The following is a 13,025-nucleotide window of genomic DNA, read 5'->3' as shown; positions in this document are numbered from 1 at the left end:
GTTGACTTACGACCGGACTTCCATTTCGGGAGCCCCCACCTGCTCGTCCTTGGGCAGGCCATAGCGGATGAAGTTCCAGATGAACAGTCCTATGCCCGTGCTGAACAGGGTGGCCGCCAGCACAAGGCCGAGAAAGTGCACATGCAGAGATTCCTGCACATCCAGGAAATCCATGCCCACCATGCGCTCCAGGTAGACCTGAGCCACTCCTGCAACGGCGAAAGCGCCGGTCATGCCCAGCATGCCGATGTTGCTGGTCCAGAAGGCCCAGTCGGGGATCCAGCCGTCAAACAGCCGACGACCGGTCATCTGGGGCATGGCGTAGGAGATCATGGCCAGCACCAGCATGGCGTATGCCCCCCAGAAGGCCAGGTGCCCGTGCATTGCCACCACCAGTGTGCCGTGTGTATACGCATTGACCTGCGGCAGGGTGTGGGCGAAGCCAAGGAACCCGGCACCGACGAAGCTCATGATGCCTGTTCCGACGCTCCAGAACAGCGCAATGCGGTTGGGATGTTTTCGTCCTCCCTTGCGGCTGAGAGCCACGGTCCAGAGCGCCATGCCCAGAAAGGCCAGGGGCTCAAGCGCGGAGAAGACACCCCCAACGATCAGCCAGTAGCGGGGCGCTCCCATCCAATAGTAGTGATGGCCTGTGCCCAGAATGCCCGAGAGAAAAGTGAGACCCACAATGATGTACAGCCACTTTTCCACAACCTCCCGGTCCACACCCGTCAGCTTGATCAGCAGAAAGGCCAGAATGGAACCCATGATCAGTTCCCAGACGCCTTCGACCCACAGATGAACGACCCACCAGCGGAAATAGCTGTCGAAGACATGGTTCTCAAAGGTCCACATGCCGGGCAGGTAAAGCAGGGCAGCGGAGAACAGGCCTCCATAAAGCACCAGCCCGGTGGTTGAAAATCGCCGTCCCTTCCAGACTGTCATGCCGGTCACATACAGGAACAGCAGCACATCCACGACCACCAGATAATCCAGTGGCCGGGGAATCTCAAGAAATTTGCGCCCTTCCCACCAGCCCACATGGAATCCGGCAATCGCCACCACGCCGGTGATCACCAAGGCGGCCCACTGGAGGATGGCCAGTTTGACGCTGTACAGCTCACGTTCCGCCTCTTCGGGCAGAATGTAATACGCGGCTCCCATGAAGCCCGTCAGCAGCCAGACCACCAGCAGGTTGGTGTGCACGGCTCGTGCGGTGTTGAATGGAATCCAGTCGTGCAGACCGTCGAACCCCATATGGGCAAAACCCATGATGAAACCATAGACCAACTGCAAAGTCAGCAGCAGCATGGAGGTGGCGAAGAACAGGTAGGCCACCTTCTGGGATTTGTACTTCATTTGCCCTCCCTTTCGCGGCGCAGCTCTTCCTGGCGGATGGCCCGCTGCGAGGCTTCTCGAAGCGGCGGATCAAAGGGGAAGCCGTTGGTGTCCACCGTGCCGATCCAGGTCAGGAAAGCGACCAGGTCCGTGATTTCCTGGTCCGTGAAATCGTACTGCACCATCTTGCGACGCCCGGGATAGAATCCCTGCGGATTCTGCAGAAAACCGCGAACCCATGCTTCGTCCCGGCGTTCGATCACCTTCGTCAGCTCGGGCGCATAGTATGCCCCCTCACCAAGTATGGTGTGACAACCCATGCAGTTCTTCTCGTCCCAGATCATTCTTCCACGCAGCGCGCTTTCGTCCAGGGTGGTCTCCATGCTGCGAGCGGGGGTCTGGCGAATGGTATCCACCGTCAACCCCAGGAAGACCAGACTGAACAGGGCAGTGCCGCCGAAGAAGAAGAGCTTGGCCTGACTTTTGGAAAGCATGCCACCTCCTCCCGATTATGCTGACTGATTGGAATCATCGACGCGGAAAGATAGATCTCTATTTCTGGATATCAATATCCGGATTCTTGATATTGCTCTCCAACACACGAGCGAAGGAACTCCATGATCTCCCAGACGGCTGAATATGCCTTGCGTGCAATGGTTTACTTGACGGAATGCCCCCACGAAAGCCAGACGGTATCGCGGATCGCACAGCATACCAAGGTTCCCGCGGGGTACCTGTCAAAAATCCTGAAGAGTCTGGCCAGTGCGGGTCTGGTTGATTCGCAGCGTGGGCCTGGTGGCGGATTCTGTCTGGCCCGTGCGGCGGAACGAATCAACCTGCTGGAAATCGTGAACTGCGTCTCGCCCATCGTGCGCATCCACGAATGTCCCTTGCACCTGCCCCAGCACCGAGCTGGCCTTTGTGCTCTGCACCAGCGTCTGGACGACGTGATCGCCCGATTCGAAGCAAGCTTTCGTGATACCATGCTCAGCCAATTGGCCGAGTCCGGGCCGTACGGCACATTCGGACAGGATGTGCGCTCCTGAACACCAGAGAATCACGGTTGGTTTCATACGCAACCGAGTGCTCCAGAGTCCCCGGGAATCACTCGGGCGATCTACTGGACTGACCGACATGCTCAGGGAATAAGGGTAACGGCTGTTCCCGGGATGGCCTGCCCGGGAGGGGCAAGCTGGATCCAGGTCATTTCCGGACCCATGGGCGACTCACGAATCAGCTCGAAACCCAGCAGGTCCATGAAGAAGCGCTTGGCACTCTGCGGATCCGACACGGGCACCGATAGGATTTCGAATGATGTGATTGACATTTGACGCTTTCCCCCGTGATCCGCCACTCAAATGATTCACAAGCTCGCGATATCTGGGATTCTTGATCTTCTCCCGAACCAGTTTCTGGCTACCATACCAGGAAACCAGTGGCAGGAACACAAGGAACAAGTCGAAGAGTGAGCGGCTCTTCGTGAACACGAACATTCGATTGAGACAACTGCCATGAAGGCGGTCACTGCCCAGACCTTCCTCTTTGTCCAGAATGCGTGCCTGTTGGATGGAATCAGTGTCTGGTCCACCATGTCGCTGATCTCATCGCTGTCATCGAATCTCTGGAACACATGCTGGCTCAGCCAGGCGCGCAGTTCGCCGGTGCTGTCAAATGTCTTGAGATGCTGCAGCTGTTCATAGTCCAGCACCTCCCGGGGCAGGTCACGCGACATCAGTTCCTTGACGAAACGCTCTTCGGCAGTCATGAATGCTCCTGAAGTCTGTGTCCGGAAACCATCGTGGAATCCGGAAGCAAGGTTGACTCACATGTGAAGCCGAACGAATCAGGCTATGCACTCCCGGACGGCGCAGTGGCACCCAGCCGCCCCTGCACAGCCGCGATGACGGCTCCGCCCAGCCCGGACATGATGACCGAGAGCAGCGCATTCAGCGCCATGCTGGCCGGTGTGTTCAGCCAGGTCGTGGCCAGCGTGATCATGTCCATGTGCAGCACCACGGCCAGCCCGATCAGTGCGCCCACGGCCGCACCGCGACGGAAGGTGTGCACTCTGGCGACCGTCGCGAACAATGTCGCCAGCATGCTGGTGTACACCAGATCCGATACGAAGATCAGCCCGAAGTTCGCCGGATTCTTCTGGATGCCCGCGAATTCCGCCGGGGAGCTGACCCGAGAAGAAGTCTGCGAACAGGAAGCCAAAGAACAGCCCCGCCAGCAAGAAGATCACCACCGCCCCGGCGAGAGCGCTCAGCATGATGCGTGTGGCCATGGTCTTGCACCCTCCGATTTCAACTGATCGGTCTCCCTGCCAGCCATTTCCCGGGTGTTCGTGCAATGGCAGTTCCCGAACCATTCGCTGCATTCGATGGCGCACAGGGCCAAGCGTGCCCATCCACAAGGGGAACAGGCTGCGTGCGCGGGTCGAACCAGGTTGCCTGTGGGCCGGGAAGATCTCCCGCAATCCTGCGGGAGCCAAGCACCCTGGCCTGCTGAACAATGATTCTGAACCCGCCCCGGACGGCCGTCTGGCCATGAGATTCTGACCGGGATCGCGGTGCAACCAGGCGGACAGCGTGAGACAAAGTCAGCATCAGCTGACGAGGGAGGGGTCCCAGTCCAGGGGGCCGATCACGAAGAGCACATCGTCCGGGCGCAGCGGCTCGTCGCTGTGGGGGTTGCCCAGGGTCTGGCCATCGCGGGTGATTGCCAGTACGGTAATGCCGTGGGTGGCGCGCAGGCCGCTGGTGGCGATGGTGCGGCCGGCCAGTGGGGAATCAGGGCCCAGTCGCAGCGAGTGGGTGGCCAGGTCCGGCACGCGGATGTGGTGGATCGGCATGCTGGTGGCTTCCTTGTTGAAGCTGCGGGCCATGCGCCGCCATTCGCCGCGCACCTCGCCGATCAGGCTCTTGATCTCCTCGCGGGGCACCAGCATGCGGGTCAACACGCGGCTGAATACTTCGATGGACACTTCCAGCTCGTCGGCGATGACCTCGTCGGCACCCAGGTTCAGCAGCGGTTCCACTTCCTTGAGATAGCGGCTGCGCACCAGGATGTAGGCATCCGGAGCCACCCCTCGCGCCTGTTCCACGATGCGGCGCGCGCCAGCGGGGTCGTTGATCACCACCACGATGGCCCTGGCCCGGTCGGCACCCAGGTGTTTCAGAATGCTCACATGGGTCGCGTCGCCATAATGGATGGGTTCGCCCGCGGCGGCCGCCTCCTCCACCGTGGCACCGTTCATCTCGAGCACGGCGTAGGGCGCACCCGCCAGCCGCGCCGTGCGCGCCAGATTGCGCCCCGTGACCCCGAACCCGATGATGAGAATGTGTCCGTTGCACTCCGGCAGCGGCTGGCTGTCCTCCGCCGACAGGGGAGCGGTGCGCTGAAGGCGGACCAAGCCCGTGTGCGCCAGCCGCTCGGCCAGCCGGGGGCCCACGGCCATCAGCAGCGGCGTCAGCAGCATGCTGAGCACGGCCAGGTTCAGCACGATCTGGAACACGTCGTTCCCCAGCAAACCGGCTTCCACTCCCACCTTGGTGGCCACCAGCGAGAATTCGCCCACCTGCCCCAGGGCGATGCCCACCAGCACCGAGCTGCGCAGGGGCAGGTGCAGCACCAGACCCGCCAGCGCTCCCAGGGCTGGTTTGATCACCAGCACACCCAGGGTGAGCACCAGCAGCAGCAGCGGGTTCTCCAGCACGAAGTGAAAACTGAGCAGCATGCCGATGGAGACGAAGAACAGGCTCATGAACACATCGCGGAAGGGCAGCATCACGGCCACGGCCTGGTGCGAATAGCGCGATTCGGACACGATCAGCCCCGCCAGGAACGCTCCCAGCGCCAGCGACAGCCCCAGCGCCTGGGTCAGCAGGGCAATGCCGATGCAGAGCACCACAACGCCCAGCAGAAAGGCCTCGGAGCTGCGCGTGCGAATGATGCGCTCCAGCAGAAACGGCACCAGCCAGCGCCAGGCCGTGTAGGCGAATACGGCCACCGCGGCGATGCGCAGCAGCAGATCGCCCATGGCAGCCAGCCCACCGGTCTCCGCAGTGCCGGCCAGCAGCGGCGCCGTGAGCATCACGGGCACCACGGCGATGTCCTGGAAAATCAGAATGGCCAGGACGGTGCGCCCGTGGGGCGATTCCAGCTCGGCCCGCTCCTGCAACAGCCGCAGCACGATGGCCGTGCTCGACAGGGCCACCACGAATCCGAGGAAAATGCCCTGGGGCGTCGTGGCCCCCAGCAGCGAAGCCCCCAGCCCCACAAGCAGCGCCGTGCCCAGGAACTGCAGGGAACCGCCCAGCAAAAAGGGCCGTCGCAGCCGTTTCAAGTCCGAGAGCGAGAATTCCAGCCCGATCACGAACAGCAGCAGCACCACACCGATTTCCGCCAGCACCTCAATGGCGTGCAGATCCTGCACCAGGCCCAGGGCGGAGGGTCCGGCCAGGGCGCCCACCAACAGCAGTCCGATGGGCAGGGGCAGCCGCACCCACTGGCACACCACCGCGGCAAGCACGGCCAGGGCGAACAGCAGGGTCAGGTCCGGCAGCAGCGGCATCGGGGAGTGCCTCCAGTGGTTTCAGACAATGAGGACAGGGAACATCGCACGAGCTCCCGGGGCAGGAATCTCAGGCCCGGACCCGGACGCCGCGTGAGTTCGGCGTGGGATAGCTGCAGGAAATCCGCGAGGGCGCTGTCCGTTCCCGGCCGAAGATCGGAAGATTCATCCGAAGTCGGGCGACTCCGCTTGAAAGCGCACCGCATCGCCCACCCGGATCGTGCCGACGCGCACCACGGTGGCGTACACCCCCGCGACGTTGCGATTGAGACGCACGGCCGCCCTCATCACGCGCGCATCCTTCTCGCCAGTATCCGGGTCCAGATTGATCATCGTGCAGCGCAGCGTGCCTTGCGTCACGCTCAGCACGACCCGAGACTCGCCCTCGCCAATCAACAAGCGTCCACCGACCCAGCCATCCTCCGCAAATGGCTGGGCCTGCTCGCTCTCCAGCAGGATGTTGGCCCGAAAGCGGCGGCGATCGAGGGTGAGGCCCGCTTCCCGCTCAATGCCCGGAATGGTCGCCAGATTGAGCACGGAGACCGCCGCCTCATCGAAAATGCCATGCTTGAGCCGCATCAGTTCCAGGCGGCTCCCGAAGCGCTCGGAGAGAGCACTGTTCAGTTCCGCGCTGCCCAATTCCAGGCGAGATCCGTCCGGGGCCAACACGTGGGTCGGGAGCGGTTCGCCACTGCTCTCATCCAGCCCGACCGGTGTGTATGACAACATCTCGGGAAGCCGACTCGCCGAGAGCCAGGGGAAGGCGTCTTCCGCCCCCACTCGCCGGAACGCAAAACGCCGATCTCCCGCGAGCCCGTGCCAGCCGACCTCCGCCGACTCGACTGCAATGCCGGCCATGGACTTGACAGGATAGCGCGTGATTTCGCGGATACGGCCGATCTCGATCATTGGCGGGTTCCTGGAATTTCGTGTTGTATGCAGCCATGAGCGCAAGCAGAGTTGGCCCTGGACACGAAACGTGTTCCAGTCCTACCGCTCATTCCCGCGCTTGAAGTTGCCTGTGACCTTGGCAATCAGGAGCTGAAGAGCCGGGTCATTCGCACCGGTGGAGCGCTGAAGAAACCGTTTCGCCTCTGTGCCAGCCAGTGTGGTGACGACTTTTCCGCAGTGGGCGATGGATGCGGCCGTCTTTGGTCCGGAAGGGAAGTGATTTCGCTCGGACTTCATGGCTCGTGACTGCCCAGCTTTCGCACGCTGGTTGGTTGGTGGCGCATGCCGTCGAAGTTGACACCGCGCGATCGGATGTTAACCAAGTTGTCCTGCTTTTGTTGCGCCCTGGATGGGCGCAGACAGCGCAAACATGTCCGGATACCGGTAGAAGCCATCAGCGTCCAGTGCCCGCATCCGCGTGGCCACAAGAACAGCTCGGCGAAGGGCTTGAGACGAGTCCAGTCATGGCATAGAGCGAGTTCGTGTACTTCATCGCAGCACCTCCATCGCTGCCTTCAGTCGCACCGTGTGGCAGCCTGTCAGCCGACTTCGCGACCTTCCGCGATGCAGCATGGACTGGCATGACGCACTCCGGATGCGGCCGTCCCGACTGGCGATGGCTGTCGTCAGTCAGTAATGCCAGATCGCGCACGGCCCTTCTTCAGCGAAGAAATACCCGGTTCAACTGGTCTTATTGATGAGTCATTCTATTGTTCAGTCAACAGATCCTGCAGCCGTGTACTGGATTAATTGGTTTCCACATGTGCCACTTTGAGATACAGATCGGCAAGGCTGAATCCGCATGCTATCTGCTCTGCCTCTGACTATAGTAGTTAATCGTACGGACTGTCCATGCTGATCCAGTAGTACCCGCATCTCCAGCGCCCGCTACGAGCTACGCGACGCCCTGCTCTGATCATCGTACACGCTTAGCCTGTTGACCCGGTTTTGCGACGGCGTTGGTGATTCTGCGGAGTTCCCGCTACCCTCACCGATTCCAGCACTCCAGACTGTTTTTTGTCCATGAGGGTCGGGTTGTAGCGCCGACCAATACTTGACCGGTCGTCTCGTCGTCGTCGACGTGGTGCTGACTGCGTGGCTTCAGATCAAGAAGAGCAAACATCGTCTCGTCGAGTCGAGCAGCATGGGTTCAGCAGGTCACCTCACCACGCGAGCAGTCAGCCGCGCGCAGAAGCATGCCCTTGCGATGTTCCGCAGATCGGTAGTTCCCAGCAGGCCAGCCACCAGAGCCGTCAGGTGTGCCGTCTCGATCTTTGGCGCTTTTCTTCGGCCTGTAGTGCTCGACGTCCCAGTGACTGAAACAGTCCTTGGCCTCCGTGAACCAGCACTTGCCGTGTGACAGCCCGATCAGCCATTCCTTCAGTTCCCCCAGAGGGCGCTGTTCTTGTCAATGATCTCGTTGCGGGCATCCGCATCTGCAGTACCTTGAGCACAACAATCAACGCAGTTGCCTTTCTGACCCACACGGGATCCGGCGTCTGGTCGCGGAGGGGGATGTACCTCACGAGGCAGCCCCCTTCTCGGCGTTGCGCTCCTCCGCAATCAGTTCGCTGAGCACCTCATCGGCGAGCTTGGCTTGAGCGTCCAGCTCTTCCTTCGTGAGGGTGTTTTCCTCGTGTGGTGCACGCCGGGCCAACGCGGCGGCGAACGCCTCGAAGTACGGATTCGGGTGGGTGCGTGCCACACCGAGAGCGTTGAGCTCGGAGGCCAGTCGCATTAGTTCCGTCCGTTCCTCGGGCGTCTTCTCATTCTTTCCAAGCAGCTCGTAGTGCCGGTCAATGCGGTCAAGAATCTCCGGGGCGAGAGTCGAGCGTAGACCATAGAACTCGGACTTTAGCAGCCCTTCAACACCGATACCCAACGGATCGTAGTCGGGCTCCTCGGCAGTGATGCCGTCGTCGCCCATTGCGAGAACACGCACCTGATTCTTGCGCAAGCTGCCGATCATCAGCGGGTTATGCGTGGCGATGATGAGCTGGCCCTTTTCGGCAATGATGTTCTCTTGCAACAGCTTGAGAAAATCGTATGTCCAGACCGGGTTGAGATGAGTATCGGGCTCGTCCAGGAGGTAGAGGGACTCGTCATTCTGCGTAAAGATCAAGAGACCCAACACCGTGAGCAACTGCTGTTCGCCTTCGCTCATCTGCGTGAACTTCACGCAGGTGCCGTCAACCTTCTGGATCGTGACTCGCACTTCGTCGATGAGGTCGCACAAAAAGAGGCTCTCAAGGTAGCCGAAGAGGTCCTTGGGGGCGTCACCTGGAGTTCCGAGGCCTGCCAGCTCCTCCTCATTCTTGATGAAGAGATAGAGCCGCTCGGTATTCTCACTTTGGCGTCGCACGTCGCGCTCAACGGCCTCCGTGTTGCGGATGGGTGCAAGCGCACGATCCCAGAGCCGACCGAGGAAGGCCTTGAAGGCACCGCGAGCGTACCAGAAGCGCGGGTCGCCCTCTTCACGCTGGAGTTTGGTTGGCTTACTGTTGCCGCGCCACCATGGTGTGTTCAGTACGAAGAGCGCGGACTTGAAACGCTCGATGTCCATGTACTCCTTCAAAAGTTCGCGAGCGCTGTCGGTCTTGGCCAGAAAGAAGGCGAGCAAGACGAGCTGGCTGTATTCCTTGCGGCAGAAGAAAAGTCGGCGCAGCGGAAGCTCGTTGTCGTGGGCCTTGAGGATGGCGTCATAGTGCTTGCGCGTGGGCCGGTCGAAGTGCCGCTCGAGGCGGCTGCTCCAGCCGGAGTAGTAGGCGAACACGTAGTTCGGAAGGTAGGTGTCAAGATTCTGTTGAAATGCCGTCTGAGTCACGGACGCGCCGTCTACCGTAATGTCGAGACGCTTGCTGCGTCGCGCGGGGTCTGCGTCGATGCGGATCTGCTTGTCACGGCAGGCGTATTCGAGAGTGTAGGCGAAGGCTGGCGGCTGGCCGAGCTCGAGCTCACGAAAGATCTCGATGATAGCCTCGATCAAGTTCGACTTTCCTGAACCGTTACGGCCGAGAAGCACGCTCGTCGATTGCCCCTCGTCGAAATCGATGGAGAACGCACGAAGGTTGCGGTAGCTCGGAATGGTCAGCCGGTTGAGTCTCATGCGGTCGGCTCCAACAACCGGGAATCGTCCCGGCCCTCGCCGCGGCGCTCACGCAAGAGGCCCTGCGCTACCTCTTCCTTGAGTTGCTCGTAGAACTCGTCGATATCGAGCTGTGAGGCATTCCAGAGGGCCTCGGCGCTGAGGACACCGCGCTCCTTGAGGATTGCGGACAGGTGATCGGCCTTCACATCGCTTCGGTACAACATCGCTACCTCCGGTGCCTTCTTGGTGCGGGCCATGTGCTTGCCCCCGCGCTTGGGCTTTGTCTTTCCCTCTGCGGCGCGGGCAGCGCAAGTTCGCGCCAATAGCTCCGATGCCGGCTCGTCGTCGGGGTCTTGGGGGACGAGTTCGCCGCGGAACGCTTTTGCGAGGAACGCAGGGACCAGCGTCCGAACTCGCGAGTCGGCTCGACGCAGATGCGCTTCCAGGTGGTCGGCGAATGCGAGCAGCTCATCTGCGCGGCGAACGATTTCCTTCTGCTCAGCGGGCGGGGGCACGCTGATTGGGATCGCCGAGATCTTCGACAGGCTAAGCGTGTACAGGCCGGCGCTAGACTTCGCGACCTGAACTAGTTCAGAGCGTCCATGCGGCGACAGGAGCCAATAGAGCGCATACTCCGGAAGAACTTCACCAGTGCTACGCCACTTGATCAGGTGATTCTGATGGGAACAGTCTGCGAATTCGCCCCTCCATATCGCGGCGCGTCCGATCTGATCGATGCTGCCGTTGCCTTCCACGATGAGGACGTCACCCGGGACGAGACGGGTCCTCGAGTATTCGTCCTCGTTTGTGCCGATCTGCCGAACATCTTCCAACTCGAGTCGATTTGCATAGACGTTTCCCACGCGAAGGTAGGCGCACTTCATCGTGGTGTTCGCCCTCGACGAGTTCTTCGTTATGCCGCCTGTAACGGTGCCTGTTGTTCCCATCGTGCTTCGCGTCCAGGCGTCCGTCTCGGCGTCCTCCCGCCACTCCCGCGTCAGCTCGCCGCTCATGGCGGCGGCGAGGACGGACTGACGGAAGCGCTTGAGGATGTCCGGCACGCGGTCGAGTCGTTCCCGGCAGGCGGCCACCCGCGTGAGCAGAGCATCCAGCTTGTCGGCGATGCGTTTCTGCTCGACGATGGGAGCGAGCGGAACGTCCAATTCCGCAAGCTTTCGTGCGTTGACGTTTGCCAGGGCAATCCCTGCCGCTGCCTCAGCGATCTGTCGCCAATAGTCTGGAGTACGGAGAAAGTACGCAACGTACCGAGGGACCACGACATGCGTATCGGGCAGAAATCGAATCAGATACGAAGCAAAGACGGCAGGGAAAGGCACGCTTGTGAGCAGCGCACTGAAGCCGACCGAGCCAGCCCGGGAAACCAAAATGTCGCCGCTCTTCAGCGCGTACTTGTGAGCATCCGGGGGTACTTCGGTGCAGAAAGGCACTCTTTCCCAATCGATCGAGCCCTTCGTAATGTCGGTCGTCCTCAGGAACTTCATGGCGCCACTGTTCGACGCCTTGGTGGTCCAGCCATACTGGCCTCCGCCCGCAAGCTGGCGGAACTTGACTTGAACCCACCCGGCGGGAAGCTGACTCACGCGCCTACCTCCTCAATATCCTCGCCCAGCTCAGCGAGGATCCCGCGCAGCCCCTCGAACGCGCCCTCGAGCTCCTCCATGGCCGCGCGTGCGAGCACGGCGGGTTCGGGCAGCACATCGGCTGATCCGTTGCTCTCGTCCTTGAGCCAGGCGATGTCGAGACTCTCACCGCGCTCGGCAATCCACTCGCGGGTGAAGCGGCGGAAGCGACCGGTCTCGCCGGTGTCCTTGCGCTTGCTCAGGCTCTTCGGGGAACCGGCGGAGTCCTTGCCGAACGCCGCCTCAAACTCCTTGAAGTGCTCGCGTGTCAGGACCGTGCGCTTGCCGAACTGCGCCATGTTCACGCGCAGGTCGTAGACCCAGACCTCTTTGGTATTGCCCTTCTCCTTCTCGCCACGGGTAAAGAAGAGGACGTTCGTCTTGACTCCCTGTGCGTAGAAGATGCCGGTGGGCAGGCGCAGGATGGTGTGCAAGTTGCACTTGTCCATCAAGTCGGTGCGGATCTGCTTGCCGACGTTGCCCTCGAACAGGACGTTGTCGGGCAGCACCACCGCAGCCCGCCCACCTGGTCGCAGTCCCCGGTAGATGTGCTGCAAAAAGCAGAACTGCTTGTTGCTGGTAGGGAAGGTGAAGTCGTTCCGCGATGGCAGGCCGCCACCTTTCTTGGTGCCGAAGGGGGGATTGGTCAGCACCAAAGTGGGCTTCGGGAGAGCTGTCCCATCATCTGAGAGCGTGTCTCCGTAGCGAATGCCCGCGGCCTGGGGATCGGAGTCAAGGCCGTGCAACATCAGGTTCATCAGCGCCAGGCGATGTGTGTCCTGCACGTGCTCCATGCCGAAGAAAGTGTTGCGCCGGTACTTGCGCTGCTGGGGCTCGGTCCAGGCGTCCGGGTCGCTGTGCTCGCGGATGTAGCGATTGGCGGCGATGAGAAAGCCGCCGGTGCCGGCCGCAGGATCCTGAATCACGTCCTCGAGCGTGGGTTGCATCAGGGCCACCATTGAGTCGATGAGGGGCCGCGGTGTGAAGTACTGCCCGGCGCCCGACTTCTTCTCGTTGGCATTCTTCTCCAGCAGGCCTTCGTACAGGTCGCCGAGCCCCTCCTGCCGCGCGCTGTACCAGTCGAGCTTGTCGAGTTCGGCGACGAGGGTGGAGAGTGTAATCGGCTTCTTGATGAAGGAACTGGCATTGCCGAAGATTTCCTTCACCAGAGTCGAACCGCGGGTGCCCAGGTGGATGAGGGTGAGCTTGTAGTGCTCAAGCCGCTCCGGCGCCGCCTTCGCTTCAAGGTCGTCCCAGCGGTAGCCTTCCGGGATCTGCTCCTCGGTGCCGGTCTCCTTGGTCATCTTGAGAAAGAGCAGATACGTCAGCTCGGTGACATACTGGTGATAGGTCACTCCGTCGTCCTTGAGGACATTGCAGAGGTTCCAGAGTTTCTGGACTATATCGTGTGTGACGTTACTCATGGGTCCTT

The 13,025-nt window shown here is 61.2% G+C and carries 12 protein-coding genes; 2 read left to right on the top strand and 10 right to left on the bottom strand.

Going from position 1 to position 13,025, the window contains the following annotated elements; genetic code table 11:
• Positions 1-6: 6 nt before the first annotated feature.
• Positions 7-1,359 (bottom strand): cbb3-type cytochrome c oxidase subunit I, encoded by a 1,353-nt coding sequence (locus H6678_07035; GenBank protein MCB9473547.1) that lies wholly within the window; start codon positions 1,357-1,359, stop codon positions 7-9.
• Positions 1,356-1,832, bottom strand: a complete 477-nt coding sequence (locus H6678_07030; protein MCB9473546.1) for a cytochrome c — start codon at positions 1,830-1,832, stop codon at positions 1,356-1,358. The genes H6678_07035 and H6678_07030 overlap by 4 nt, the downstream gene beginning before the upstream one ends.
• Positions 1,833-1,955: 123 nt before the next feature.
• On the opposite strand from H6678_07030, the gene H6678_07025 reads away from it, so the two are divergent.
• On the top strand, positions 1,956-2,384 hold the full coding sequence (locus H6678_07025; GenBank protein ID MCB9473545.1) for an Rrf2 family transcriptional regulator: 429 nt from the start codon (positions 1,956-1,958) through the stop codon (positions 2,382-2,384).
• Positions 2,385-2,476: 92 nt separating this feature from the next.
• Here the strand turns inward: H6678_07025 and H6678_07020 are convergent, their stop codons facing one another.
• The 3 genes from H6678_07020 to H6678_07010 form a co-directional block, all read right to left on the bottom strand.
• Complete coding sequence (locus H6678_07020) at positions 2,477-2,665, bottom strand: VOC family protein (GenBank protein MCB9473544.1); 189 nt, start codon at positions 2,663-2,665, stop codon at positions 2,477-2,479.
• 36 nt (positions 2,666-2,701) lie between these two features.
• Positions 2,702-3,103, bottom strand: coding sequence for a hypothetical protein (locus H6678_07015; protein ID MCB9473543.1), 402 nt, complete (start codon positions 3,101-3,103; stop codon positions 2,702-2,704).
• Positions 3,104-3,186: 83 nt separating this feature from the next.
• Positions 3,187-3,438 carry a hypothetical protein gene (locus H6678_07010; protein MCB9473542.1) on the bottom strand — a complete coding sequence of 84 codons (252 nt, stop codon included), beginning with the start codon at positions 3,436-3,438 and terminating at the stop codon, positions 3,187-3,189.
• On the opposite strand from H6678_07010, the gene H6678_07005 reads away from it, so the two are divergent.
• On the top strand, positions 3,437-3,652 hold the full coding sequence (locus H6678_07005) for a hypothetical protein (protein MCB9473541.1): 216 nt from the start codon (positions 3,437-3,439) through the stop codon (positions 3,650-3,652). The two genes, H6678_07010 and H6678_07005, sit on opposite strands and share 2 nt — an antisense overlap.
• 294 nt (positions 3,653-3,946) lie before the next feature.
• Here the strand turns inward: H6678_07005 and H6678_07000 are convergent, their stop codons facing one another.
• The 5 genes from H6678_07000 to H6678_06980 form a co-directional block, all read right to left on the bottom strand.
• Positions 3,947-5,914 carry a cation:proton antiporter gene (locus tag H6678_07000; GenBank protein ID MCB9473540.1) on the bottom strand — a complete coding sequence of 656 codons (1,968 nt, stop codon included), beginning with the start codon at positions 5,912-5,914 and terminating at the stop codon, positions 3,947-3,949.
• Between the two features lie 165 nt (positions 5,915-6,079).
• Positions 6,080-6,823: an MOSC domain-containing protein gene (locus tag H6678_06995; GenBank protein MCB9473539.1), complete on the bottom strand. Its 744-nt coding sequence runs from the start codon at positions 6,821-6,823 to the stop codon at positions 6,080-6,082.
• 1,564 nt (positions 6,824-8,387) lie between these two features.
• Positions 8,388-9,971 (bottom strand): AAA family ATPase, encoded by a 1,584-nt coding sequence (locus H6678_06990; protein ID MCB9473538.1) that lies wholly within the window; start codon positions 9,969-9,971, stop codon positions 8,388-8,390.
• Positions 9,968-11,554, bottom strand: coding sequence for a restriction endonuclease subunit S (locus tag H6678_06985; protein MCB9473537.1), 1,587 nt, complete (start codon positions 11,552-11,554; stop codon positions 9,968-9,970). Before H6678_06985 ends, H6678_06990 begins: the two co-directional genes overlap by 4 nt.
• Entirely contained in the window at positions 11,551-13,017 is a 1,467-nt protein-coding gene (locus H6678_06980) for an N-6 DNA methylase (GenBank protein MCB9473536.1), read from the bottom strand. The genes H6678_06985 and H6678_06980 overlap by 4 nt, the downstream gene beginning before the upstream one ends.
• Positions 13,018-13,025 lie beyond the last annotated feature (8 nt).

The organism is Candidatus Delongbacteria bacterium (assembly GCA_020634015.1).
In the GTDB taxonomy this organism is placed as follows: Bacteria; CAIWAD01; CAIWAD01; order CAIWAD01; family CAIWAD01; genus JACKCN01.
This window is presented reverse-complemented; position numbering and strand designations above follow the sequence as displayed.

Coding starts and splice junctions, on each gene's coding strand:
- H6678_06995 (MCB9473539.1), bottom strand. CDS start 6,823: ATGATCGAGATCGGCCGTATCCGCGAAATCACGCGCTATCCTGTCAAG.
- H6678_06980 (MCB9473536.1), bottom strand. CDS start 13,017: ATGAGTAACGTCACACACGATATAGTCCAGAAACTCTGGAACCTCTGC.
- H6678_07015 (MCB9473543.1), bottom strand. CDS start 3,103: ATGACTGCCGAAGAGCGTTTCGTCAAGGAACTGATGTCGCGTGACCTG.
- H6678_07025 (MCB9473545.1), top strand. CDS start 1,956: ATGATCTCCCAGACGGCTGAATATGCCTTGCGTGCAATGGTTTACTTG.
- H6678_07000 (MCB9473540.1), bottom strand. CDS start 5,914: ATGCCGCTGCTGCCGGACCTGACCCTGCTGTTCGCCCTGGCCGTGCTT.
- H6678_07035 (MCB9473547.1), bottom strand. CDS start 1,359: ATGAAGTACAAATCCCAGAAGGTGGCCTACCTGTTCTTCGCCACCTCC.
- H6678_07010 (MCB9473542.1), bottom strand. CDS start 3,438: ATGCTGGCGACATTGTTCGCGACGGTCGCCAGAGTGCACACCTTCCGT.
- H6678_07020 (MCB9473544.1), bottom strand. CDS start 2,665: ATGTCAATCACATCATTCGAAATCCTATCGGTGCCCGTGTCGGATCCG.
- H6678_07030 (MCB9473546.1), bottom strand. CDS start 1,832: ATGCTTTCCAAAAGTCAGGCCAAGCTCTTCTTCTTCGGCGGCACTGCC.
- H6678_07005 (MCB9473541.1), top strand. CDS start 3,437: ATGCTGGTGTACACCAGATCCGATACGAAGATCAGCCCGAAGTTCGCC.
- H6678_06990 (MCB9473538.1), bottom strand. CDS start 9,971: ATGAGACTCAACCGGCTGACCATTCCGAGCTACCGCAACCTTCGTGCG.